Below are 24,016 nucleotides of genomic sequence, written 5' to 3'. Positions count from 1 at the left end.
CTTACGCATACAGCCGGGAAAAGCCTGCCGCAGGCTACCGAAAAATAATCATAACGTATCGTTAACATTAGCTTTGGATAAAAGGTGTGATGCAAAGCGGCAGCTACTGATTTTAGGAGTGGCGGTAAGCGCAACGACTGCGCCTGCCGCCGGTCGCGGTCAGGATTTGTCCGGATCTTCGTAACGGCGCTTGGCGTCCAGCGCTTCCTGTTCGGTGGGATGTTCGCTGATAAGTGAATCGGGCTCGGGGTGATCGGCGCGCAGCTGATAACTGGTGACGGTTTTACCCGGTACGCCTTTCTCAACAGGCACCACGCGCGCCTCGCGCGGATAAGGGGGTCTGGTCGGCATAGCTCTTCCTTAATTTATCGGGGAGGAGCGTTAAGTATAGACAATCCCGCCACTTAGCTGGCATGGGCAACATGCAGCGCGTCAATAATGCGCGAAACAATCACCGCGGGCGCGTCGGCGGCGTCAATCACATGGTGGGCGCATTCACGATAAAGCGCGTCGCGTACCGCCAGCACATCGGCAATTTCTTCCGTCACCGGCTTGCCGGTGAGCGTCGGGCGCTGGCCCGCTTCCGGGAACGCCTCAAGGCGCTGCGCCAAAACCTCGACGGGCACGTTGAGATAAATCACGATGCCATGCGCACGCATGAACTCGCGGTTTTCGTCACGCAGCACCATGCCACCGCCGGTCGCGACCACCGTCGCGGGCGCGGTGACTGCCTGCAACGCCTCGCTTTCACGATCGCGAAAACCCGGCCAGCCTTCTTTCTCCACCACCTCGGCGACCGTCATCTGCGTCTGCTCCAGCAGCCAGCGGTCGGTATCGGCAAAGCCGTATGCCAGCGCGCGTGCCAGCGCCTCGCCGGTAGTGGTTTTTCCGCAGCCGCGCGCGCCGACTAAATAAATGGGTTGATTCATGGATGGATTACCTCACCTTTCACGCAAGGCGAAAGGGTTAGACAGCAGGCCGTAAGCCGTGAGTTTAACAACAAACTAGTACACAAGACAGGCGTAAATTTAAACTTACAAAAAGGTTAAAGATGAATGGCGGCCCGCGCCGCGCAACCCTTCTTCTGTCTTAAGGGTGTAAAGCCACGCTACCACTGGCGAGCATTCGCCAGGCGCGCCCACCATACTTGAAAGCACCCGGTGAACACAACCCCACCGTTCGCCGCACCCGGTTACATATTTCTTATTTCCTTTACGCGCCGGATATTTACAAGCGGCGATTTTTCTCCAGACTTAACTATTGACGCGTTCAATGACAGAGGGATGAATCATGCAATCTGAAGAGCAACGTCTGATTGACGGGCTTTTTGACCGACTCAAAGCCGCCGGTGAAAACAGCGCGCCGCGCGACGCGGACGCCGAACGCTGGATTGAGCAGCATATGCGCAACCAGCCTGGCGCCGCTTATTATATGGCGCAGACCCTGCTTATCCAGGAAGCGGCCATGAAACAGCTGAATGGCCGTATTCAGGCGCTCGAAGCCGAAGTGGCGCAGCTGAAACATTCAGCAAGCCGTCAGCAGAGCAGCGGCGGTTTCCTGGCGGGCCTGTTCGGCGGCAACAAGAGCGAGCCGGAAGCCCCGCGCCCGCAGGCGACGCCGCGCGGCTCCGACCCTATTCCCGGCGCGCAGCAGTACCAGAGCGCACCGCAGGCGGGCTACGCGCCGCAAGCCGCGCCCGGCCAGTACAATAACGCCCCTCGCGGCGGCGGCTTTATGGCGGGCGCTTTGCAGACTGCCGCAGGTGTGGCGGGCGGCGTGGTGCTCGGCAATATGCTGACCAGCATGTTCAGCCACAGCCAGCCGGAGGAGATCGTCAATATCATTAACGAACCGGCGCAACCGGCGGACAACAGCCCGGTGAACGCCGTTGAGGATTACAACCAGGCGGATGACAGCCAGTTCCTGAACCAGGACGCCGGGCTGCAACAGGACAACGGCAACGACTACGTGCCTGCCAGCAGCGACGACGACTGGAATAACGATTTCGCCGGCGATGACTTTGGCGGCGACGATTTCGGCGGCGACGACGACAATTGGGTTTAAGCCTGACGCTTTTGGCCGCTGAGCCACTTATCCAGTTCAGCGGCGAATTGCTGCCTGTCGCGCTGGCTTAAGGCATCCGGGCCGCCGGTCTGAATGCCGCTGGCGCGCAGCGTATCCATAAAATCGCGCATCGTCAGGCGTTCGCGAATGGTGGCTTCGCTGTAGCGCTCACCGCGCGGATTGAGCGCCACGGCGCCTTTGGCTATCACTTCCGCCGCGAGCGGAATATCTGCCGTCACCACCAGATCCCCCGGCTCGCAGCAACGCACAATTTCGTTATCCGCGACGTCAAACCCCGCAGGCACCTGGCGGGCGCGGATAAACTTTGACGGCGGCACGCGCAACGGCTGGTTCGCCACCAGAATCACCGGCGTTTCGGTGCGCTCGGCGGCGCGGAACAGCACTTCTTTAATCACTTTCGGACACGCATCGGCATCCACCCAGACTGGCATTACGACTCCTGATTGTCGGCGGGAATAATGGAGATTTTGCCATTTTTCTCAAGGATGGCGAATTTTATCTCCTCCAGCCGGTCGATCCCCTGGCTGGTGCGGGCCGAACTTAAAATATCCTCCCGCGAGATCCCCGCTTTTTTCATACGCGTGGTCAGCAGGCGGCCATTCTCCACCAGGATCAACGGCGAGCCGTCGAGCAGCAGATCGAGACGCGGAAACGCGTTTTTTACATAGCTCAGCAGAATATCAAGCACGATAAGCGTAATGATGGTGATCGCCGCCCCCGTAAACGAAAAGTCGTTGCCGAGCAGCGCCTGCTGGGTCGCCTCGCTGATGATTAACAGCAGCACGAAATCAAACGAGTTCATCTCCAGCAACGTGCGGCGACCGGCGATTTTCAGCACCACCAGCAGCAGAAAGTACATGCCTGCGGCGCGCAATACGCTGTCCATGATCTTCTCCTACGGATAAACCCACTGGGTCAGATGCACCGGCGACGCGCCTTCCAGCGTCACGGTGGAGGTTAAGCGCCCGGCCGACTGCGGCTGCGTCACTATCCAGACGGCGTGGGCGCCATCGGGCGTCGGCGCGAAGGTGAGCGTCAGCGTGTGCTGCCCGGTATGGGTCACCACCGGCTGCGGCTGAAGCGTTTGCAGCACGAAGCGATCGGCAAAATCGCCGCCAAACGCGATAGTCACCGGCTGATTTTTAGGCCCCTGAATGCGCAGCGCAAACGGCTCGTCGCTTTCGGCGCGCAGAAAACGCTGATACTCGACGGTCAGGCTTTTCTCCTGATTCGTCGCCGAGGTTTCACTCAGCCAGCCGTCGGAAAACCCGCCCAGCAGCGCAACCAACACAATCGCGAACAGCAGCCAGTTGCCGCCCCGCTGGATGCGCCATTCAATACGCTGGGCGTGCATATGCTCACGTACCGGCGCGTCGCGGCTGGCGCTTTCGTCAGAAACGATTTTGTCCATTCCCCACCTCCCGGATTCAGGATAAGCGTAGCCGAAGCCTTAACGGATTGCCGGAAAGCGCGTTAAGCTATAGCGCATGTGAATCTGGACGCGATAAAACGGAGTGATGCTGTGGAAAAGAAAACAGGCTTTATCGGTTGCGGCAATATGGGCAAGGCCATTCTCAGCGGCCTGCTGGCAAGCGGCCAGGCGCGGGCGGAAAACGTCTGGGTCTATACGCCGTCGGAAGAGAGCCGGGAGGCGCTCAGGCAGGAATTTGGCGTGAACACCGCCTCCAGCGCGCAGGAAGTCGCTCAGGCGACGGACATCGTGTTTGGCGCGGTCAAGCCTAACATCATGCTTAAAGTCATGAGCGATATCGCCTCCAGCCTGAATAAAGATTCGCTGGTGGTTTCTGTCGCCGCCGGGATCACGCTGGATCAGCTCGCGCACGTGCTGGGACACGATCGTAAAATTATTCGTACCATGCCGAACACGCCGTCGCTGGTGCAGGCCGGAATGACCTCCATCACCCCGAACGCGCTCGCCAGCGAAGAGGACATCCAGAATGTGCTCGCGATGTTCCGAAGCTTCGGCGAGGCGGAAGTGGTCGCGGAATATCTGATTCATCCGGTCGTGGGCGTCAGCGGCTCAGCGCCCGCGTATGTCTTTATGTTCATCGAAGCGATGGCCGACGCCGCCGTGCTCGGCGGCATGCCGCGCGCGCAGGCGTATAAATTCGCGGCGCAGGCGGTGATGGGCTCCGCCAAAATGGTGCTGGAAACCGGCAAACATCCGGGCGAGCTGAAAGATATGGTCTGCTCGCCGGGCGGGACGACCATCGAAGCGGTGCGGGTGCTCGAAGAGCGCGGGATGCGCGCGGCGGTGATAGAAGCGATGGCCCAGTGTATGGCCAAATCGGAAAAGCTCAGTAAGGGCTAAAAAGAAAGGGCTACCACGAGTAGCCCTTTTTGTTGCTTCACTGCCCGATATCGCGCAGCTTCTTGCCCGCCATCAGGTTCTTTTCAATATGCTCAAGCGTGACGTTTTTAGTTTCCGGGATAAGCCAGAACGTGACGCCGACAAACACCAGGTTCAGCGCGGTATAGAGCCAGAAGGTGCCCGCGGCGCCGATATGGTCGATAAGCGTCAGGAAGGTGGCGCCGATAATCATGTTCGACACCCAGTTAGTGGTCGTTGAACAGGTAACGCCGAAGTCGCGGCATTTCAGCGGCTGGATTTCCGAGCACAAAATCCACACCACCGGCGCGGCGCTCATGGCGTAGCCCGCGATGCACATCATGGTCATGCCGACGGAAAGCCAGGAGATGCCGGTAGAGATTTCGCCGTGGTCGACTTTCATCAGGCAGTAGCCGAGCACCAGCGTGCCGATCGCCATGACGCTAAAGCCGATTTTCAGCGCCGGTTTACGACCCGCTTTATCCACGGTGAACACCGCGATAAAGGTGGCGAGCATAAAGGTCAGCCCCACCACGACGGTGGCTATCATCTGCTCTTCGGTACTGGCGAACCCCGCCATCTGGAAGATTTTCGGCGCGTAATACATGATGATGTTCATGCCGGTAAACTGCTGCATCGCCTGGAGCAGCATCCCGAGAAACACGGCGCGGCGCACGTTGCGGTTAGCGGTAAACAGCGCCCAGCCGCCCTGCTTCACCTTCAGGCTTTCGCGAATTTCATTCAGTTCTTCACGCGCTTTTTCCGAGGTATCACGCAGCATTCGCAGCACCCTTTCCGCCTCGATGTTCATGCCTTTGGCCGCGAGCCACCGCGGGCTGTTGGGCAAAAACACCACCATCACCAGCAGAACCACCGCTGGCAGCGCCAGTACGCCAAGCATGGCGCGCCAGTTGCCGCTGTAGCTGAGTGCGGTATCGGAAAGAAACGCCAGCAGAATGCCCAGCGTCACCATCAGCTGATAGAGGCTTATCATTTTGCCGCGCACTTTCTCAGAGGCCATTTCAGAGAGATACAGCGGCGCGGTGTAAGAGGCGATCCCGACCGCCACGCCGAGAATGACGCGGGCGGCCAGCAGCACTTCCAGCGAATGGGCGAAGGCTGATCCAATCGATCCGATAATAAACAGCGCCGCCCCCGCGAGCAGGCTGTACTTACGCCCGAGACGCGACGAGAGCCAGCCGTTAAACAGCGCGCCCAGCGCGGCCCCGAGCATCATGCTGCTCACCACCCACTCCTGGGCGCGGCTGCTTAAGCTGAAGTGATCGGTGATAAAGGGCAGCGCCCCGGCGATAACGCCGATATCGAGGCCAAACAGCAGGCCCGCGACGGCAGCGGAAAAAGAAACAAACAGATTCATGCGGCGCGCTTTACGTTCCTGAGCGCTGGCAGCAGGCGTGACTTCACTTACCGAGGACATCTTTTTTCTCCCGTTAAAGGCAATCGGCCATTGCCATAACGGTAGTGGTAACGCCGGTAAATCGTCAGGCGGGAAACGCCGTAGATATGGATAAAATTGCTGTGGCATCACGTTTTGTGATGAAGGTTATAAAACCGAAAAATCGCTTCACCTCGCGATATAACCCCGCATGGCGCGATTTAATGTGACTCAGCACGACAATTTTTAAACAACGCATCTGCTATCCGCCGTTTATCTCATGGACAATCAGAGAGCTTTCTGGTTCTGTTCACAGCGCGTGCTCCCTCGCTACGGCCTGTGCTGGAAGTACGCGCAGCCTGCGCCACGCCATCACCCGGACAGCGCAGAAAAATCGCTGTGCATTATTATGCAACGCGCCAGGCGTACCAAAAAAAATAAGCGTATAAGGCAGGAGAGAATATATTTACGCGCCAGCGTATAACCACCCGGATAATTATCGGCATGAGCAATAAGAAAAAAGTATGAGCGCGACAACGCGGCAGACAGCCGCGTATTATCCGCACCATTGCGCTGGCACAACAGAATAAAGAAAGGAATATCCGCAGGCGATGCGTTTATTCAGACAACAGCGTGTTAAGCGTGCCGGAATAAACCCCTGCGGATAATACAGCAGGTAAGCGTAACAGAATCCGATGACACTAAAATAACGCGGCTCGCCCGTTATACGCTCAGGTTCTGGGGTGCCGCAGCAGCTTTTTTACGTATTGCTGAAGCAGCTCGGTATCACGCTGAGGCACATTGCTTTCAGGCTGAACGCCGTCCAGCGCCCCTTCCACGCTTGCAATCAGCGTCTGTTGCGTCTCGTTGTCCAGATGGCGCAGCAGAGCAGTGACGACAATTTCAAGCGCCTCGACCTGAGCCACTAACTCTTTAGATTCTTCTTCCTTTTCTGCCAGCTTGACCAGTAGTTCAGCTATAAGATTTTTCATAACTGTCTTCCCGTGAAGTTGTTGGCAAGAAGTTATCATTACCCATTGAGGTTGCCTAGTGATCGCAACGGCTTTTTTTACCATCGCATCGGTTTTGTGCGGCGCCACAAAAAATCGCTGTCAGCGAAACGTTTTACCGGCAAAATATGGGCGCGGCAGAAAAAAGGTTCACCGTCTGTTCTTACTGGGCCCATTAATTCACCGCCAGGCGGCGGCTCTGTTATTAACGACGTGCGTTTTTTCTTAATGCCGTGCCGAACTGCCAGACGTTAATCAGCAACACGATGGCCGTGGCGATGAATACCCAGCGGTAACCTGCGGCGGCGGAGATCCCGGCCCCCATCAGCGGCCCCAGCACATTGCCGAGATACATAAAGGACTGGTTATAACCAAAGATACGTCCGGTCACGTTATCGGAGGAGTATTTCACCAGCAGCGTCTGCACCGCCGGGAACATCGCGCCGTCGGCGAAGCCGAGCAGAAAGCGCAGCACCGCGAGCTGCATCGGCGAGGTGACAAACGACATCGCGAAAAACAGCACCACCGCCACGATAAGCGTCGCCATCAATACCCGCGCGGTGCCGATGCGATCGCCTAATCGTCCAAGACGCGGCGCGCTCAATAATGCCGACACGCCCGGCACCGCCGCGATCATCCCGCTTAAAAAGGCGATATTGCTGCTGTCTGGCGTCAGCTCTTTGATAAACAGCGCCAGAATGGGGCTGATGGAGCCGTTGGAGAGCTGGATAACCATGGTCGTGATAAACAGGCTCAGCACCAGCCACGGCGCCGGCAGGCTCGCGAACACCGCTTTGCCGCTCAGCTGTTCGCCTTTGGCAAGCGTCGGCCGCACGCCCTCTTTAATCAGAAACAGCGTCACCGCGAAACTTATCATCAGCAGCAGCGCGGTAATCAAAAACACCGGGCGCAGCCCGACGCTGTCGGCCAGAAAACCGCCCATCAGCGGGCCCAGGATCACGCCGCTTATCTGCGCGGTGGAGAGCGTGCTGAGCGCCCAGCCGCTGCGGTCGCGCGGCACCTGGGAAGCCACCAGCGCCATCGCGTTGGGAATATAGCCGGACGTCAGCCCCATCAGCGCGCGCAGCGCGAAGAGCTGCCAGACGCTGGTGGCGAACGCCTGGAGTAAAATCGCCACCGCCATGCCGAGCGAGGCGCGCAGCAGCATCAGCTTGCGGCCTTTGCGGTCGGCAAGGCTCCCCCAGAGCGGCGAGACGATAGCGGAAACCAGAAACGTGACGCTGAAGGTAAGCCCTGACCAGAGCGACAGCGCCTCGTGCGACTGCACGCCGAGCTCGGCGACATAAAGCGGCAGAAACGGAAGGATTTGACTGATGGCAAGGCCGGTGAAAAAACAACCAAACCAGACGGAGATAAGATTGACCTTCCAGGATTCCATACGCGCAATATATCTAAATTAATGATGAGTCAGGGTATCAGGATGCGCCGCCGTGTAAGTGCGCACATGTGCGGCCTGTAATATTTTGGACGCTTATTATTAATATAAAATCATTTGTGACATTTATCACACCAAAGCGCGCCCGGCGCCGACGATTATCCTTAGCGGCAGATGCCGAAGCCGCGCATGCCTAAGTGAAAATGGTTGGCGTGAGCGGCGTTGTAGTCCGGCCCGAGCGCATTGCCGAAGTAGAGACAGCTCTGGCCGAACAGGGCGCGCAGGGTGTCGCCGCGCGGGCCGCTCTCCTTCCAGCCTTTCAGCACGCTTATCTGCTGGCCGTTGGCGAAGCGAAACGCGCTGACGTCCAGCGCATCCGCCGTCGCGTGTTCGCTTAAGCGCGCATTGGCGCGATGGTAGATATTACGGCAGGCGTAGCTGCCGTAGTGGTCGATGCGCACCAGCGGGCTGCCCATCATCGACGCGCTAATCGGTTTCGCCTGCTGTTGTACATACATGGCGCTGCTGAGCGCCAGCGGACAGCTTGCCAGAAACGAGCTGCTGAGCTTCACCTCGCCGAAGCGTAACACCCGCACGGGCGCCGCCAGCGGGCAGTCGCCCTTAGTGGCGTTCTGTACACGGTACTGGATCATATCCCGCTTGCGGGCTTCATCGAGCAGCGCCAGGCACGCCTGTGGGTTATTCGCCATCTGGCGCAGTTTGTAGCGCGTCACCATGGTGGGCGGATCGAGCGGCGAGAGCGGCGCGAACGGGTTATACCAGGCCGGCAAATAGTCATACAGCCAGACGCCTGCGAGCGCCGTTAACGCCAGGGTTGTCACCATCGCTATCCCTTTTTTCGCCATGCCACCGCCAGAAAACCAGAGACAAAATCAAAGTATAACCGCTGCGCGCCACACCACGCCGCTGCGCGCCACGAACCACATGAATCCGCCTGCCGGGCGTGCTATGTTGTGGACTTTCGTCTGCTTTGAGGATGGGTTGTAAAAATGGCAAAACTGCGCGTGGGCATTGTGTTTGGCGGAAAATCGGCGGAGCACGAGGTGTCGCTTCAGTCGGCGAAAAATATCGTCGATGCGATTGATAAAGAAAAATTCGACGTCGTGCTGCTGGGCATTGATAAACAGGGCCAGTGGCATGTGAACGACGCGTCCCGCTATCTGCTGAACGCCGAAGATCCGGCGCGCATTGCACTGCACCGCTCCGAGAAAAATGTCGCGTTGATCCCGGGCCTCAGCCAGCAGCAACTCATCGAATCAGACAACCGCCAGGCGCTGCCGCAGCTGGATGTTATCTTCCCGATAGTCCATGGCACGCTCGGCGAAGACGGCTCGCTGCAGGGGATGCTGCGCATGGCGAACATTCCGTTTGTCGGCTCCGGCGTGCTGGGCTCGGCGGTCAGCATGGATAAAGACGTCGCCAAACGTCTGCTGCGCGACGCCGGTCTTGCGGTCGCGCCCTTTATTACGCTCACCCGCGCGAACCGCCAGCGCATCACCTTCGCGGAAGTAAAAGCGCAGCTTGGTCTGCCGCTGTTCGTCAAACCTGCGAACCAGGGCTCCTCCGTCGGCGTCAGTAAGGTTAACGACGAAGCGCAGTATCACGCGGCCGTCGCGCTGGCGTTTGAGTTCGATCATAAAGTGGTGGTGGAAACCGGCATTAAAGGCCGTGAAATCGAGTGCGCGGTGCTCGGCAACGAGGAGCCGCAGGCGAGCACCTGTGGGGAGATCGTGGTGAGCAGCGAGTTTTATTCCTACGACACCAAATACATCGACGATCAGGCCGCCCGCGTGGTGGTGCCTGCGGATATCGCGCCTGACGTGAATGAGAAGATCCGCGCTATCGCGGTTCGCGCGTTCCAGGCGCTGGAATGTGCCGGTCTTGCGCGCGTTGACGTGTTCCTGACGCCGGACAACGAGGTGATCATTAATGAGATCAACACGCTGCCGGGCTTTACCAATATCAGCATGTATCCGAAGCTGTGGCAGGCGAGCGGTATCGGTTACCAGCCATTGATTACCCGCCTGATTGAGCTGGCGCTGGAGCGCCATCAGGCCGATGCGGCGCTGAAAAGCTCCATCACCGGCTAAACGCCAGGCGTTACTCTTCTGCCTCCGCCGCGCTCGGTGCTTCCGGGCGACGGCGGATAATAAAGCCCGCTATCCAGAAACAGATAACCCAGGTCACCAGCCCCACCGCATAGGTTTGCCAGCCTTTCGCCTCAAATCCCAGCAGACCAATCACGCCATTCATAATAAAAATCAGGCCTATAGCGACCGCATAATAGTGCCAGTCACGGCGAATTTTGGCAGAGAGTTGCATGGTTACTCCGAAAGCGTCAAAAAAAGCATCTTCGCATATCGCGTCGTGCCTGTCTGTGGCCCGCGTCGCGCGGTGTGACGCACGTTACGGTTACGCTTAAAGACGTTTAAAAGCGTCAGTAAACTGACGTAAGCGCACCGGTAATAACGCGTTGTGAGGCAAGAAAAGTCCGAATGTTAAGCATTTATTAATTGAGTTACAGAAATGTGAGAATCGACATAATTTTGACATTCAGGAGTAATCTGCCCGCCAAATTACCACGAATCCGATATTGACAAATAAAATCTCCTGCCAAACTTCCCCTTGTAGCACCCTGGCGTGACGCCAGTACGAAGGTAAAATCCCCGGAGGTCTGTATGGCTGAGATATCGTTACCCAAACCCATAATCGCCGGGAAACCAGGAAGATCCACCGCGCTCGGCAACCTCGCCTACGCGCTGTTTGTACTGTTCTCTTTCTGGGTTGGCGCGCAACTCCTGAATGTCGTGGTGCATGCGCCAGGCGTTCTGGATAATCTGATGCAAATGCAGGAAAACGGTCGTCCGCAAATCAAAATGGGGCTCGCTGTCGGCACCATCTTTGCACTGGTGCCGTTTCTCGCAGGCTGCGTCTTTGCGATGGTCATGGCGTTTTTCTTCCGCCTGCGACGTCGTCGCTTTTAACCTTTACTCATACAGCGTGCCCGACGGTCGTCCACACGCTTTGCAAACCACGCTGTGGTGAGCTTATGCGTGATCTTCGGGCTTTCCAGTTGAATACCTGGCAGTAACTCACGCGGCAATGCGCGGCCCGCGCGTTTATCCGCCAGCGCAAAGACTTTTTTGTACAGCGCGCTGTCGCTGAAATCCTCGCTATCCCCTTTCGCCAGCGCCCGGTGGATCTCGCTCTCGCTCATATCCAGCCTGTCGGCAAGCTTACGCACCGCGTTTTCGGTAGCGCCCGGCTCATTGCTGTCATAGCGAATCAAATCGCCATCAAGCGCCAGTTTAACGCCGCTCGCTTTACTGACCGCATTCTGAAACGCCGCGTTGCGGCTCGCATACCAGCCCGCGTTGAAATCCGCGAAGCGATAGAGCGGGCGCGAATAATCGACCGGATAGTTCAGCAGATGGTAAATGCCAAACCACAACCCGCCGCGACGCGTAAAGACCTCCTGGCGCAGCGTGCCGTCAATGTCATACGGATAGCCGCGTTCGTGCTGCTCGGCAAACGCGATGCTGACCTGCATCGGCCCGCCGGTATGTACCGGATTTAAGTTGCCAAACAGCGTCTGGCCGAGCGGCACCATGCCGATAAAATCATCGAAAATCGCGCTCAGCTCGCGCTCGGATTTCACGTTATCGAGCCGCTCGCTGTAGCTTTTGCCGTTGGGAGATTTGATAAGCAGCGCGGTGCGCACCACAAAGGCGGGAATGTGCAGTTTACCGGCGCGGCGCTCAATTTCCTTCCAGGCGATATTGCCAAGCCCCGGCACCTGCGGGTCGGACTGGTAATTCGATTCCTGCTCCGCCACCGCCAGCACCGAACAGATATTCTCTTCGGTCGCCGGGATTTTCTGCGTCTCAAACGCGCGGGCGATGTCACGCGCCCAGCCGTCGCGGTCTTTCACGCTCGCCGGCATTTTTTGCTTTACCACGGCGCGCACGTCGAGCGGTTTCGCGCCCTTTTCGGTGGTCGTGGTCTGGCTGGTACAGCCCGCGAGCGTCAGCAGCGCGACGAGCGTAAGAGGACGAAAGCGGGCGGGCAAGACAAACGTGGCGGCCATGATAATCCTGTCTGGCGGGGTTCAGGGCGTTTACCCTGCCACGTTTTTGCCGCCGCGAAAAGCGGATCGCTCCGAAGACGCAGCGGCAAACGCCCTTACAGCGCTTCCTGCGCTTCAGGTTCGGGGTCAGGTTTATCGTTCAGCGTGCGTTCAAAGCTGCGCAGACGTTTGTAGATAGACATCAGTTCCACAAGCGTGGTCCAGGAGCTAATCAGATACTGGAACGCGCCGCGCACTTCGCCAAACACGTTGCCTATCTGCGACATCAGCCCGAGCGTAATCGACCCTGCCGCAATCGACGGGAACATCAAAAACAGGCCGAAAATCGCATCCACCTGCAGGTAGAGAATGCGGGCGATGTTGAAATAGGTGTAATGGAAGTAGAGCCGGAAATAGTTGTAGCGCACGTTGCTGAACAGCGCCTGCACCGTGTGCGGATCGGCGCGCGTCGGATCGTCTTCGCCGTAAACCAGCTCTTTACGATAGGCCGCCTCAACGCGCTGGTTGCGAAACTCCAGGCCCGGCAGTTTGATCCCGACCAGCGCCAGCAGGCCGGTGCCCATCAGCGCCCAGACAATCGCGGCGATCACAAGCCCATAAGGCACTTCGCCCACGACCGGCAGTTCTTTCACATGCGGCGAGAGCGCCACCAGCACAGGCAGGAAAGCAATCAGCGTCATCACGGCTTTCAGCAGCGACACGCCCATATCTTCAAGCGTGGAGGCGAAACGCATAGTGTCTTCCTGCACACGCTGCGCGGCGCCTTCGATATGGCGCAGACGCTGCCAGTGCTCCATGTAGTATTCATTCATGGCAGTGCGCCAGCGGAAAATATAGTGGCTGATAAAGAAGTTATTCATCACGCCGACCGTGACGTAGATAAGCGCAATCCCCAGAAACACCATGAGACCGCTGTAAAGCTGGCCGATTTTGACTTTATTGGGCGCGCCGAGCGCCGTCTGGATCAGATCGAAGAACGGCGCGTACCAGGCGTTAATGGCGACGCTCAGCTCCACCATAAACCAGGTGACGAAGATCAGCAGCGCCGAACCCAGCACCGACCAGCGCTGCCAGCGGTGCGGGCAATAGACGCGCCAGAAGGCGGCGAACAGCCCCACGCACAGCGCGTAGTAAGCGTAGAAAAGGATAAAATTGCCCGACCAGAAACGGGCCGCGCTGATGGGCAGTTCGCCCGTCACGCCAAACCGTTCGGCAAGCCAGCCGCCGCCCATCTGCCAGACGACGACGGCAATCATCGCCCAGATCAGCGCCGAAAGAAAAAAAGCGCCGGGACGAGGAAAAAAGGATTTAAACATCAATCACTCCTGCAAATATTTTTGTTTTTGCTGTTGCTGTATGGCTTGTGTCCTGCCCTCGCGGCAGGGGGTCTTGAGTGTAACGCCGCAGACGACGACAGCGCCGCCCGGAGTGTTTCCGGACGTGTAACGGCGCGCCAGCCCTCTGCGACGTGTTGAGACAAAACGCGCGCCGTTTAGTTCGCCTGCCAGGCGCGCAAAATATCGTCGGTAGCCACGACGCGCAGCGGGTTGTCCGGCACCGTCAGGGTGCTCCACACGTCGTTGTAATGCTCGATAAGCACCGGGGCGGTGGCCGCGCGGCGATCGGCGGTGGTATGGGCGTCGCGGGCGATGGTCAGCTGAAAGCCGCGGCTCGCCGCCTGTTTGATGGTGGTATCCACGCAGTAGTCGCTGGCGCAGCCGCATACCACAAACGCGCTGATATTGTGCTCGCGCAGCAGCGCTTCAAGCGGCGTGCGGTAAAAGGCGTCGCAGGCGGTTTTGGTCACGCGTAAGGCATTCGGCGGCACGTTAAGCTCTGGCAGAAACGCAAACCCCGGCGAGTCTTCTTCCAGCCCGCCCGGCTCCGTATGCTGAATAATGATGACCTGCTCCGCGCCCGCCATCAGCTGATTGATGCGGGCGACGCGCCCTTCGCGGTCAAAACGCGGCGTGGCGAAAACGCCGTTCTGCATATCGATAACCATCACAACCCGTGGTACAGCCATCACGCACTCCTTTTCAGGGAAAGCAGGAGATTATCACAGGCGATACGCGAAGCACCGCTGGAAAAATTTTGCGCAAAAAAACGAGCTGTTACGCATCGTTACGTTTTTTCGGTCGTTGACGCGCTTTTCCGGCCTTTGCAGATCCGCGCGCAGTAGTATAAATACCCTCTATTCTCGTTCACTGAATGGATTGCTTCGTTGAAACGTTGTCTGCTCTCCTGCGCCCTGCTGATAAGCGCAGCCTTTTCTGCGGCCCAGGCCGCGCCAACCTCGCCCGACCCGGTCTTCGCGTCCGATATCGTTGACCGTTACGCTAACCATATTTTCTACGGCAGCGGCGCGACCGGCATGGCGATTGTCGTGATTGACGGCAACCAGCGCGTGTTCCGAAGCTTCGGCGAAACGCGCCCCGGCAATAACGTGCGCCCGCAGCTCGACTCGGTTATCCGCATCGCCTCGCTCACCAAACTGATGACCAGCGAAATGCTGGTGAAAATGCTCGATCAGGGCGTGGTGAAGCTTGACGATCCGCTAAGCCGCTACGCGCCGCCCGGCGCGCGCGTGCCGACGTATCAGGGCGAGCCGATTAGACTGGTGAACCTCGCCACGCATACCAGCGCCCTGCCCCGCGAACAGCCCGGCGGCGCGGCAAAACGCGCGGTGTTTGTCTGGCCGACGCGCGAACAGCGCTGGCAGTGGCTTTCCACCGCCACGTTAAAAGCGGCGCCTGGCGCCACGGCCTCTTATTCTAATCTGGCTTTCGACTTGCTGGCCGATGCGCTGGCTAACGCCGCGGGCAAGCCTTACACCCAGCTGTTTGAAGAGCAGATAACTCGCCCGCTCGGCATGAAAGACACCACCTTTACGCCGTCGCCCGATCAGTGCAAGCGCCTGATGGTGGCGGAAAAAGGCGCCAGCCCGTGCAATAACACGCTGGCGGCCATCGGCAGCGGCGGCGTTTACTCCACGCCAGACGATATGATGCGCTGGATGCAGCAGTTCCTGGCGTCCGATTTCCATCGCCGCAGCGCGCAGGCAGACCGCATGCAGACGCTTATTTATCAGCGCACGCAGCTTACGCGCGTCATCGGCATGGATGTGCCGGGCAAAGCGGACGCGCTGGGGCTGGGCTGGGTCTACATGGCGCCGAAAGACGGCCGCCCCGGCATCATTCAGAAAACTGGCGGCGGCGGCGGGTTTATCACCTATATGGCAATGGTGCCGCAGAGCAATATCGGCGCTTTTGTGGTGGTGACCCGCTCGCCGCTGACGCGCTTTACCAACATGAGCGACGGGGTAAACGATCTGGTGACTGAGCTTAGCGGCAACACGCCGCGCCAGACGCCCGCCCTGTAATCGCCAGACGGCGCCCCCGCGGCGCCGTTGTCTTTCAGTAATTGAGCGGCAGCTTATTCACCGCCACCAGCTTTCCCTTCTGCATCTCAATGTATTTGCCCTTGCGCAGCTCGGCGAGCACCTCGGCGATAACCGAACGGGAAATGTGGGTGTGGTTCTGAATATGGTGAATGACGCCGACCTGAGCGCGCACCTCCGGGCTCCAGCCCGCCATCGTCAAGAGCGTGGCGCGGATCTGCGAATAGGTCGTGGTGCCGATAAACTGCGCGTCGCGCCACTCAAACCAGCGCATCAGCCAGGTCTGCCAGTGGCAGAAGGCTTTCCACAGCTGGCGGTGTTCGATGATATCGATAGCCCGCCGCACCGGCATACGAAAACCGCGACACGGCGTTTCGGTCACCAGCGTATAGCGCAGCGGATCCGGGATCACCGCGTCGGAAAAGCTTAAATAGAGCGGCGAGGTCATTAAATCGACGTGGATATGGTTTTGCTCACGCCAGACATTGAGGCTTCCTTCCTTAAAAAACCAGCACTGCTGCTCGCCCTGCTCGTTGATAAACGAAAGCTCACAATGGGCGTCAATATCAAAAGGCGTTCCTGCCGGGCCGAGATGACGCTGAAGGGCGTCGAGATGATGTAAGGGTTTGACCAGATCTAACACGCGAGATATCCATTTCAGGTGTGTTGGAGGGAACTGCCTGTCCGCGCGGGACAGGCAGCTTTTGACGCTAACTGACGAGATTACCAGGTATATTTGACGCCGACATTGGCGGCCCAGTCCTGATCCACATCGCCGCCGCCCAGGTAGTTCGCATCGGCATAGGCGCTGAAGTTTTTCGTGAAGCTGAACTTACCGCCAAGCCCTGCGCGCACGGCGGAGCCTTCAACGCCGTTATCGATATTGTCGCCGTTCACGTCGGCGTTATTACCGTTTGCGTCGTCATAGACGTAAGCCAGTTTCGCGTAAGGCGTGAAGGCCTGATCGTTACCGTAATTGAACGTGTAACCGAGATCCGCCCCCAGCTCATAGCGCAGGCTGTCATACGACTGGCTGTTGACGCGCATGTCGTTGCTCAGCTGATAGCCGTCGCCATCCTGGAACAGCCCGGAAATGCTGGCGTACGGCGTCAGGTAGCCCTGCTGATTAAACTGCCAGTCATAGCCCAGTTTCAGGCCAAAGCCCCAGGCGTCAGAGGACGCATCGCCGGACACCGCTTCGCCGTTGCTCATCACCGCGCTCAGGTCATTGCTGTAATGGCTGTAGCTCAGGCTGGAATCGAGGAACACGTTATTAGCGAACTGCGCGGAAGAGTACAGGCGCGCGGACTGGCTGTCCTGATCGACGCTGCCGGTACGATCGTCCATATCGCCTTTCGCAAAGCCTGCCGCCGCGCCGATCATCCATTTCGCGTGATTGCCTTCCACTTGTTTATCAATACCGACCATCAGGCCATTCACATCCTGGTCATAGCTCAGCTCGCCGGTATCGCCGTTAAAGTTGCCGCCGAAGTACGTCACCCACGCGCCGCCGGTATCCGCCGGGGTATGGCGTCCCTGCGCGAGGCGTGTGCTCAGCACATCCTGCTCCAGATTCCAGATATTGGTATTGGCGGAAGGAATACTCAGCGCCATATTGGCGTAGTCGGTCAGCTCGCGCTGTTTCAGCACCACGGTGTCGCCCTGCTGCTGCGCTTCATAGGTGTACGCGCCCAAATCCGCTTTGTTGGCGGCGGTAAAACGCGCCGAGGTGGCGTCGTTATCGTCATATACGCGCAGCACTTCGTTGCCGTTATAGTCCGCGACCGCGCCCGCGCCGGTGGCGTTATCGATACGCACCCGATAATTGCCCGCCACATCGCCGTTCACCGCCAGATGGCCGTCTGAATTGAGCGCAATCACACCTTCGTCATAATCCGGCTGATTCGGATCGTTGGTGACGTACCGCGCGTTATTCAGGGAGGCGTCCAGCACGTAGTCGCGGCTCGCCACATTCAGCACGCCGTCGTCGGTCAGCACGACATTATCGGCATCCACCTGGCCGAGCCCGAGATTGAGCTGCGCGCCGTTATCGATGGTCAGCGTGTTGGCGTACAGCGACGCGGTATCTTCCGTGAGCGTCGCCTGGCTGCCGCTGTCCAGCGTCAGTGAATCCGTCGCCACCGCGCCATCGTCGCCGATGTTAAGGGTTGAAGCATTGGTCAGCGTGATGGAATCCGCCAGCAGCGATGAGCTTTCGACATTCACCTGCGAATAGTTATCGACCGCCAGCGCGTCGATGTTCGAGGCTTTGCGGGTATCCCACTCGGAGCCGTTTTGCAGCGTCACGTTGAAAATACCGCTCTGGTAAACCTCGTTCCCCGTCACGTGGCCCGCTTCGTTAAACGCGGTGTCGCTGTCTTCGATGCCAAAAGTAGAGCCAGGCCAGAGGCTGTTCGGCTGATAGTCATACAGCTCGGCGGTCGCTTCCACGTTAGAAATCGCCGCGCCTACCCATTTACTGCCGTTGGTGAGCGTCACGTCCAGGCGGTCGGTGTTATCCCAGCCGTTGGAATCCAGCGTGCCGTCGCCGTTCACGTCATAAGCGTCAACGTGCGTGGTCACCGGGTTGCCGTTTTCATCCAGCGTGGTGCGGTCATAACCGCCAAAGTTTTCATCAAAGGTGCTTTCGAAATAGATGTCGCCGTTAATCGTTGACCGATCGAAAGCGGCCGTCGTCTGCATCGCGTTATCCGCCCCCGGACTGGCGACCACGGCCAGCGCAATATCGTCAGCGGTAATGGCGTTGTCGTAATCGCTGGCTTTACCGGTGTGGCCATAAAAACCGTCGGTGCCTTCATCCGTCCATGAGCCGGAGCTCAAAACAGAATCTTTTACCACAATGCTGTTATTAAAAATCTCGCTGCTATTTGCGCCGGTAGAAGAAGTGACGTCCTGATTATCTTCCCACTCATACCCCTGCGTCAGAGTAATACCTGCGACATGGGAATTATTCTGGATAACCAAATCGGTTTCCTGATCCAGCGTAATAGCGGTGCCAAGGTTAAAAATATCCTGAGACGCCGTCGTTTTATCGTCGGCGTTATAATAGGTGTAGTGTTCGAAATCATCGTCGATGGTGGAATTATCGACAGTTAATGCGAGACGATTATAGCGATAATCTCCGGTGCGGTTATCGCAGTTGTCTGTCATGCATGCAGAGGTGATCATCCCGTGAATGGTGCTGTCTTTAATGGTTAGCGCGTTGCGGTTAGCATTATTGCTGGTGCCGTCATCGAGATACCAGGTGGAAATAACGCCATCGACATGCGCGCCGGAAATTTGCGGATAAATATTGCCGTTATAATAATCAGCGCCATAATCGTAACCGACATAGCCCTGATACATAATGCCGCCGTCATAATAAAACGTGTCGTAGCTTTTGCCTGAAATATCCGTGGCAGCGGAGGCCTGAGAAGCGATAGCCATCGTGCAGGCCACGGCTAATTGTGAGACTACAAGTTTCTTTTTCCAGGAGTGCATTTATCATCCCTCCTCAGGGACGTCACAAAGTTGGTCCATCAAATGGTGTGCCGTAATACAAGCGTGATGTATTAACGACAAAATTATGCACGCTGGAAAATTAAAGGTTCAATTCTTCTTTACGGATTGTACGGTTCCACACTCGCTTATTCTTTAAGAATAAAACCTGGTTTTTCCTCATCGCCCTTTGCGCTCTCGCCTGGTCTTCTGCAGGCTTTTTAAATCGCCGCAAAATGATTATCCATTTTAATATCCTGCCATGGATTATTGGCTTAAAAAATAAAATAGCCACCACTTATAAAAAAAGCGCGCCGCTGCGTTACCGGCACTTTTCCCATTACCTGCGTAATACTCATCTATAATGTGAATATCTTAATGGCATGGAGAACGTGAATCGAATGAACGAAAAACTTCAGCACGCCGCGAAACAGGCCGGTATCTGGCTCAGTCAGCACAAGCTTCGTCTGGCGACCGCGGAATCCTGCACCGGCGGGCTTGTGACCTACTCCCTGTGCGCCACCGAAGATACCACTGCGTTTTATTCGAGCGGTTTTATCACTTACACCAATGAAGCCAAGCAGCGCATGCTGGGCGTAAAAGAAGAGACGCTGCGCCTGTATACCGCCGTCAGCGAGCAGACGGTGCATGAAATGGCCGCCGGCGCCCGCGAGCGCTCGGGCGAAGATGTCAGCCTCGCGGTAAGCGGTTATGCCGGGCCATCTGGCGGCTCAGACGGCACGCCGCCGGGCACCGTGTGGTTTGGCTGGGGTATGCCTGACGGGGAAACCGTAGCGGAAAAACGTCACTTCAACGGCGATCCGAAAACCGTTATCGATCAGGCCGCGGTCTTCGCGCTGGAGCGCCTGATTGAGCTGCTCCAGGAACGCGTTTCATAACGCGCGCGTCAGGGTCTGCCCGTGCAAACTCCCCGGCAGGCCTTGTCCCTTGCGGCGGCGCGTGACTTAGCGCCCACAATCGTCAAACATCCCTGTCTGTTTCGGGTTAAAATAAAGCCTGTCCCATTTCTCTGATAAGAAGCAATTATGGCCGATTTTTCATTGAGTTCCCGCCCGCGCCGCCTGCGTCAGAACGCCTCGCTGCGCGCCATGTTTGAAGAAACCTCGTTAAGCCGCAACGATCTGGTGCTGCCGATTTTCGTTGAGGAAGAGCTGGACGACTACAAACCGATCGCCGCGATGCCGGGCGTGATGCGTATTCCGGAGAAATACCTCGCTCGTGAAATTGAGCGTATTGCGAAAGCGGGCATCCGCTCCGTAATGACCTTTGGTATTTCGCACCACACCGACGAGTGCGGCAGCGACACCTGGAATGAAAACGGTCTGGTGGCGCGCATGTCGCGTATCGCCAAAGACGCCGTGCCGGAAATGGTCGTGATGTCAGACACCTGTTTTTGCGAATACACCAGCCACGGCCACTGCGGCGTGCTGTGTGAACACGGCGTGGATAACGACGCGACGCTGGTGAACCTGGGCCGTCAGGCTGTGGTTGCCGCCGCCGCGGGCGCGGACTTTATCGCGCCCTCCGCCGCGATGGACGGCCAGGTGAAAGCCATTCGCCAGGCGCTGGACGCCGCGGGCTTCACGGACACCGCGATTTTCTCTTACTCCACCAAATTCGCGTCATCGTTCTACGGCCCGTTCCGCGAAGCCGCGGGCACCGCGCTGAAAGGCGACCGCAAAACCTATCAGATGAGCCCGATGAATCGCCGCGAGGCCATCCGCGAATCGCTGCTGGATGAAGCCGAAGGCGCGGACGCGCTGATGGTCAAACCGGCGGGCGCTTATCTCGATATCCTGCGCGACGTGCGCGAGCGCACCAGCCTGCCGCTCGGCGCCTACCAGGTAAGCGGCGAATACGCGATGATCAAATTCGCCGCCCAGGCGGGCGCGATTGACGAAGAGAAAGTGATCCTCGAAAGCCTCGGCGCCATCAAGCGCGCGGGCGCGGATCTTATCTTCAGCTACTTCGCGCTCGATCTGGCCGAGAAAAACATTCTCTGACCTGTCGCGGCGGGCGTTCTGTCCGCCGCGTTGTCTCCTCCTCAGCACGCTGTGACCGTTCCTTCACGCCCCTGACATCGGGCCGTCATCTTCCGGGTCTATCACTGTTCGCAGACGGTTCCCGAGGAGACACAACCGTGTTCAGCATCGATAACGTTCTTGACGATCTCTACCCGCAGAAAACCCCCGCCCCCTGGCTTAAAAAAACGCTCAAACGCCTGCTGTATGAACAAGAGTTTCAGGAATTCGCCGCCCGGCATCGCCATCTCAAAGGGCTCGATATGGTCGAGCAGGTGCTGGAACATCTTGATATTCGCTGCGATCTTCCGGCCCGGTCGCTTGAGCAGATCCCGGATAACGGCCCGCTGGTTGTCGTCGCCAACCACCCGACCGGCACCGCCGACGGACTGGCGCTGCTCTATGCCATCTCCCGCGTGCGGCGCGACGTACGCGTGGTGGCGAACCGGATGCTGAGCCATCTGGAGCCACTGTCGTCGCTCTTTATCGCCGTGGATAACATCGGCAACCGCAGCCGCAAAACCGCCATTAAAGCGATGGAAGCGCATCTTGAGCGCGGCGGCGCGCTGATTTTCTTTCCGTCCGGCGAAGTATCGCGCCCCGGCCTCGACGGCATTCAGGACGGCGTCTGGAACGCCGGTTTCGTGAAGCTCGCGAGCCGCTACCACGCGCCGGTGCTGCCGGTGCATATCGCCGGGCGCAACAGTCTCGCGTTCTATGGCGCGGCGCTGGTCGCCCCGCCGCTCGCCATGCTGATGCTTATTCGCGAGATGTTTCGCAAACGCGGCACGACGCTGCCGGTCAATATCGGCGAGCGAATTCCGTGGAGCGCCTGGCATGACGCAAACGCGCACCCGCGCGACACGGCGGCGCGTTTTCGCCTGCACGTGTCGCGTCTCGGCAAAGGGCAGCCGGGCTGCTTTAAAACCGAATGCGCCATCGCACGCCCGGAAGACCGGGCCGTGCTGCGCCGGGCGCTGGCCCAGGCGGAGACGCTGGGCGAGACGCCGGACGGCAAAACGATTTATCTGTGGCGACGCAACGGCATGGAAGAAGCCCCGGTGCTGCGCGAGCTGGGGCGGCTTCGCGAAATCGCCTTTCGCGCCGTCGGCGAAGGCAGCGGCAAACGGCGCGACACCGACGCCTATGATGACGATTACTGGCATCTGGTGCTGTGGGACGACGCGGCGCTGGAAATTGTCGGCGCGTACCGGTTTATCCCGACCGCGCCCCAGGTGGCGCAGCGCGGGCCGCAGGGGCTTTACAGCTACAGCCTGTTTCACTATGACGATCGGATGGAGGCGATCTTAAGCCAGGGAATTGAGCTTGGCCGCAGCTTTATCCAGCCGCAGTACTGGGGACGTCGCGGGCTCGATTATTTGTGGTCGGGCATCGGCGCGTATCTGGCGCGCTACCCGCAATACCGTTATCTCTTCGGGCCGGTGTCGATATCCGGCGGCCTGCCGCCTGCCGCGCGGGATCTGCTGGTGGCGTTCTACCGGCTCTGGTTCCCGGCGCAGCATCCGCTCGCCGCCTCGCGCCGCCCTTACCCGGTGTCGTTGCCGGAGGCGCTGGCGCAGTTTGGCGGCGAAAGTTATCAGGAAGATTTAACGCGGCTGAAGTCGCTGCTGGGGAATCTGGGGTGCGGTATTCCGCCGCTTTACAAGCAATATTCAGAGCTGTGCGAGCCCGGCGGCGTGCAGTTTATCGATTTCGGCAGCGATCCGGCGTTTAACGATTGTGTGGACGGACTGGTGTTAGTGGATTTAACGCGTCTTAAAGCGTCACGTCGGGAGCGGTATATCGGCGCGCCTGCGCCCGCGGTTGAATCGCCGTAATCGGTGTTGTTGGCGGGTGCGCTTCGCTTACCCGCCCTACAAATTATGTTTCGCCCGTAGGGTGGGTAAGCGAAGCGCACCCACCGTTTTTTCCGCGCGGGCGTTAATCGGTTGGTAAAGTGGATGGTTTTGCTCCGGCTAAAAAAAATCGGCCCCTCAGGGCCGATTTCCGCCGGGAGCCGGGATTGCAAAGGGGGCGGCGGCGAGCCCCCTTTGCACGTTCGCGTGAGCAAAGCGCCCATATGAAGGTGACTTTATGGCGAACGGAACCTATTCACCGCCCTGGTATATATTCTCTCATACCGACGCTCTTTCTGAACGAGATCGAGAAACCCCGAACGGCGGGTGCGCTTTGCTTACCCGCCCTACAAACAGAACAATGCTCATCGTAGGGTGGGTAAGCGAAGCCGCACCCACCAGTCAGCCAGCCTGAACGCCAGCCATAAAAAAACACCCGGCAAGCCGGGTGTTTTTAATTACTGGGGGAATCGTACAACTTATGCAGCAGGCTGGGCAGCCGGTTTAGCAGCGTCATGTTTTACTGCTTTTTTGTGGTGCTTTTTCGCAGCCTGAGCTTTCTGCTCTACAGCCGGTTTCTGAGCGGCCGCTTTTTTGTGGTGCTTTTTAGCAGCCTGGGCTTTCTGCTCAGCAGCCGGTTTCTGCTCAGCGGCTTTTTTGTGGTGTTTTTTCGCAGCCTGAGCTTTCTGCTCAACAGCTTTTTTATGCGATTTTTTGTGATGCGTTTTAGCCGCAGGCGCTTTAGCCGGCGCAGCAGTGGTGGTGGTTGCAGCAGCAGCCGGAGCCGGTGCAGCGGTGTTATCAGCAGCGAACGCAGCAGCAGACAGACCCATAGTGGCGGCAACAACCAGCGCTAATACTTTTTTCATCTCTAT

General features: G+C 58.2%; 24 protein-coding genes. 8 read left to right on the top strand and 16 right to left on the bottom strand.

The annotated features are described in order from the left end of the window. Positions 1 to 159 precede the first annotated feature (159 nt). The gene (yaiA, locus tag AACV31_RS13295) at positions 160 to 351 is read right to left on the bottom strand and encodes a protein YaiA (RefSeq protein WP_004386841.1); all 192 of its coding nucleotides are present in this window, start codon (positions 349 to 351) and stop codon (positions 160 to 162) included. Positions 352 to 404: 53 nt separating this feature from the next. Further along, positions 405 to 929 (bottom strand): shikimate kinase AroL, encoded by a 525-nt coding sequence (aroL, locus tag AACV31_RS13290; RefSeq protein ID WP_012815502.1) that lies wholly within the window; start codon positions 927 to 929, stop codon positions 405 to 407. 361 nt (positions 930 to 1,290) lie between these two features. Between aroL and AACV31_RS13285 the strand changes: the two genes are divergently transcribed. Continuing rightward, positions 1,291 to 2,064, top strand: coding sequence for a DUF2076 domain-containing protein (locus tag AACV31_RS13285; protein WP_165153134.1), 774 nt, complete (start codon positions 1,291 to 1,293; stop codon positions 2,062 to 2,064). Here AACV31_RS13285 and AACV31_RS13280 read toward each other — a convergent pair. From AACV31_RS13280 to AACV31_RS13270, 3 genes are read right to left on the bottom strand one after another with little or no spacing between them, the layout of a single operon-like run. Next, positions 2,061 to 2,516: a YaiI/YqxD family protein gene (locus AACV31_RS13280; protein WP_007764839.1), complete on the bottom strand. Its 456-nt coding sequence runs from the start codon at positions 2,514 to 2,516 to the stop codon at positions 2,061 to 2,063. The two genes, AACV31_RS13285 and AACV31_RS13280, sit on opposite strands and share 4 nt — an antisense overlap. Then, complete coding sequence (locus tag AACV31_RS13275) at positions 2,516 to 2,971, bottom strand: DUF421 domain-containing protein (RefSeq protein ID WP_007764836.1); 456 nt, start codon at positions 2,969 to 2,971, stop codon at positions 2,516 to 2,518. Before AACV31_RS13275 ends, AACV31_RS13280 begins: the two co-directional genes overlap by 1 nt. Positions 2,972 to 2,980: 9 nt before the next feature. Then, on the bottom strand, positions 2,981 to 3,496 hold the full coding sequence (locus AACV31_RS13270) for a hypothetical protein (RefSeq protein WP_007764835.1): 516 nt from the start codon (positions 3,494 to 3,496) through the stop codon (positions 2,981 to 2,983). 111 nt (positions 3,497 to 3,607) lie between these two features. Between AACV31_RS13270 and proC the strand changes: the two genes are divergently transcribed. After that, the gene (gene proC / locus AACV31_RS13265; RefSeq protein ID WP_075197550.1) at positions 3,608 to 4,417 is read left to right on the top strand and encodes a pyrroline-5-carboxylate reductase; all 810 of its coding nucleotides are present in this window, start codon (positions 3,608 to 3,610) and stop codon (positions 4,415 to 4,417) included. Between the two features lie 37 nt (positions 4,418 to 4,454). Here proC and AACV31_RS13260 read toward each other — a convergent pair whose 3' ends face one another. The 4 genes from AACV31_RS13260 to AACV31_RS13245 form a co-directional block, all read right to left on the bottom strand. Then, positions 4,455 to 5,873 (bottom strand): sugar porter family MFS transporter, encoded by a 1,419-nt coding sequence (locus tag AACV31_RS13260; RefSeq protein WP_075197549.1) that lies wholly within the window; start codon positions 5,871 to 5,873, stop codon positions 4,455 to 4,457. A 689-nt stretch (positions 5,874 to 6,562) separates the two neighbouring features. Continuing rightward, positions 6,563 to 6,823, bottom strand: coding sequence for an anti-adapter protein IraP (gene iraP / locus AACV31_RS13255; RefSeq protein WP_007764753.1), 261 nt, complete (start codon positions 6,821 to 6,823; stop codon positions 6,563 to 6,565). Positions 6,824 to 7,046: 223 nt separating this feature from the next. Beyond that, on the bottom strand, positions 7,047 to 8,240 hold the full coding sequence (locus tag AACV31_RS13250; RefSeq protein WP_075197547.1) for a multidrug efflux MFS transporter: 1,194 nt from the start codon (positions 8,238 to 8,240) through the stop codon (positions 7,047 to 7,049). Between the two features lie 161 nt (positions 8,241 to 8,401). Continuing rightward, complete coding sequence (locus AACV31_RS13245) at positions 8,402 to 9,103, bottom strand: extensin-like domain-containing protein (protein ID WP_075197546.1); 702 nt, start codon at positions 9,101 to 9,103, stop codon at positions 8,402 to 8,404. 144 nt (positions 9,104 to 9,247) lie between these two features. On the opposite strand from AACV31_RS13245, the gene ddlA reads away from it, so the two are divergent. Further along, positions 9,248 to 10,348, top strand: a complete 1,101-nt coding sequence (gene ddlA, locus AACV31_RS13240) for a D-alanine--D-alanine ligase (protein WP_165153132.1) — start codon at positions 9,248 to 9,250, stop codon at positions 10,346 to 10,348. A gap of 10 nt (positions 10,349 to 10,358) precedes the next feature. On the opposite strand, the gene AACV31_RS13235 is transcribed toward ddlA, so the two are convergent. Beyond that, a complete protein-coding gene (locus AACV31_RS13235; RefSeq protein ID WP_105538689.1) occupies positions 10,359 to 10,580 on the bottom strand; it encodes a DUF2754 family protein in 222 nt (73 codons plus the stop codon). 356 nt (positions 10,581 to 10,936) lie between these two features. Between AACV31_RS13235 and AACV31_RS13230 the strand changes: the two genes are divergently transcribed. Beyond that, entirely contained in the window at positions 10,937 to 11,242 is a 306-nt protein-coding gene (locus AACV31_RS13230) for a DUF2755 family protein (protein WP_007764660.1), read from the top strand. Here AACV31_RS13230 and AACV31_RS13225 read toward each other — a convergent pair. The 3 genes from AACV31_RS13225 to AACV31_RS13215 form a co-directional block, all read right to left on the bottom strand. Continuing rightward, entirely contained in the window at positions 11,239 to 12,345 is a 1,107-nt protein-coding gene (locus AACV31_RS13225; RefSeq protein WP_165153130.1) for a DUF1615 domain-containing protein, read from the bottom strand. The genes AACV31_RS13230 and AACV31_RS13225 overlap by 4 nt on opposite strands. A gap of 95 nt (positions 12,346 to 12,440) precedes the next feature. After that, positions 12,441 to 13,661 (bottom strand): peptide antibiotic transporter SbmA, encoded by a 1,221-nt coding sequence (gene sbmA / locus AACV31_RS13220; RefSeq protein ID WP_165153128.1) that lies wholly within the window; start codon positions 13,659 to 13,661, stop codon positions 12,441 to 12,443. Between the two features lie 176 nt (positions 13,662 to 13,837). After that, a complete protein-coding gene (locus tag AACV31_RS13215) occupies positions 13,838 to 14,371 on the bottom strand; it encodes an isochorismatase family protein (protein WP_165153126.1) in 534 nt (177 codons plus the stop codon). A 198-nt stretch (positions 14,372 to 14,569) separates the two neighbouring features. On the opposite strand from AACV31_RS13215, the gene ampH reads away from it, so the two are divergent. Further along, positions 14,570 to 15,727: a D-alanyl-D-alanine-carboxypeptidase/endopeptidase AmpH gene (gene ampH / locus AACV31_RS13210; protein WP_165153124.1), complete on the top strand. Its 1,158-nt coding sequence runs from the start codon at positions 14,570 to 14,572 to the stop codon at positions 15,725 to 15,727. A 34-nt stretch (positions 15,728 to 15,761) separates the two neighbouring features. Here ampH and AACV31_RS13205 read toward each other — a convergent pair whose 3' ends face one another. Both AACV31_RS13205 and AACV31_RS13200 read right to left on the bottom strand, forming a co-directional pair. After that, positions 15,762 to 16,388: a helix-turn-helix domain-containing protein gene (locus AACV31_RS13205; RefSeq protein ID WP_007764475.1), complete on the bottom strand. Its 627-nt coding sequence runs from the start codon at positions 16,386 to 16,388 to the stop codon at positions 15,762 to 15,764. A gap of 80 nt (positions 16,389 to 16,468) precedes the next feature. Then, positions 16,469 to 19,246: an autotransporter outer membrane beta-barrel domain-containing protein gene (locus tag AACV31_RS13200; protein WP_165153122.1), complete on the bottom strand. Its 2,778-nt coding sequence runs from the start codon at positions 19,244 to 19,246 to the stop codon at positions 16,469 to 16,471. A gap of 398 nt (positions 19,247 to 19,644) precedes the next feature. Here AACV31_RS13200 and AACV31_RS13195 point away from each other — a divergent pair, with 398 nt between their 5' ends. From AACV31_RS13195 to AACV31_RS13185, 3 genes are all read left to right on the top strand, one after another. Beyond that, a complete protein-coding gene (locus AACV31_RS13195) occupies positions 19,645 to 20,142 on the top strand; it encodes a CinA family protein (RefSeq protein ID WP_075197539.1) in 498 nt (165 codons plus the stop codon). A gap of 147 nt (positions 20,143 to 20,289) precedes the next feature. Next, on the top strand, positions 20,290 to 21,267 hold the full coding sequence (gene hemB / locus AACV31_RS13190; protein ID WP_012815483.1) for a porphobilinogen synthase: 978 nt from the start codon (positions 20,290 to 20,292) through the stop codon (positions 21,265 to 21,267). Positions 21,268 to 21,404: 137 nt separating this feature from the next. After that, positions 21,405 to 23,123: a lysophospholipid acyltransferase family protein gene (locus AACV31_RS13185; protein WP_165153120.1), complete on the top strand. Its 1,719-nt coding sequence runs from the start codon at positions 21,405 to 21,407 to the stop codon at positions 23,121 to 23,123. A gap of 497 nt (positions 23,124 to 23,620) precedes the next feature. Here AACV31_RS13185 and asr read toward each other — a convergent pair whose 3' ends face one another. Further along, complete coding sequence (asr, locus tag AACV31_RS13180; protein WP_075197537.1) at positions 23,621 to 24,010, bottom strand: acid resistance repetitive basic protein Asr; 390 nt, start codon at positions 24,008 to 24,010, stop codon at positions 23,621 to 23,623. Between the last annotated feature and the right edge of the window lie 6 nt (positions 24,011 to 24,016).

This window comes from Cronobacter sp. EKM101R, from assembly GCF_963888145.1.
GTDB classification, from domain to species: domain Bacteria; phylum Pseudomonadota; class Gammaproteobacteria; order Enterobacterales; family Enterobacteriaceae; genus Cronobacter; species Cronobacter turicensis.
The sequence above is the reverse complement of the archived record's forward strand: the minus strand, read 5'-3'. Positions and strand labels throughout refer to the sequence as shown.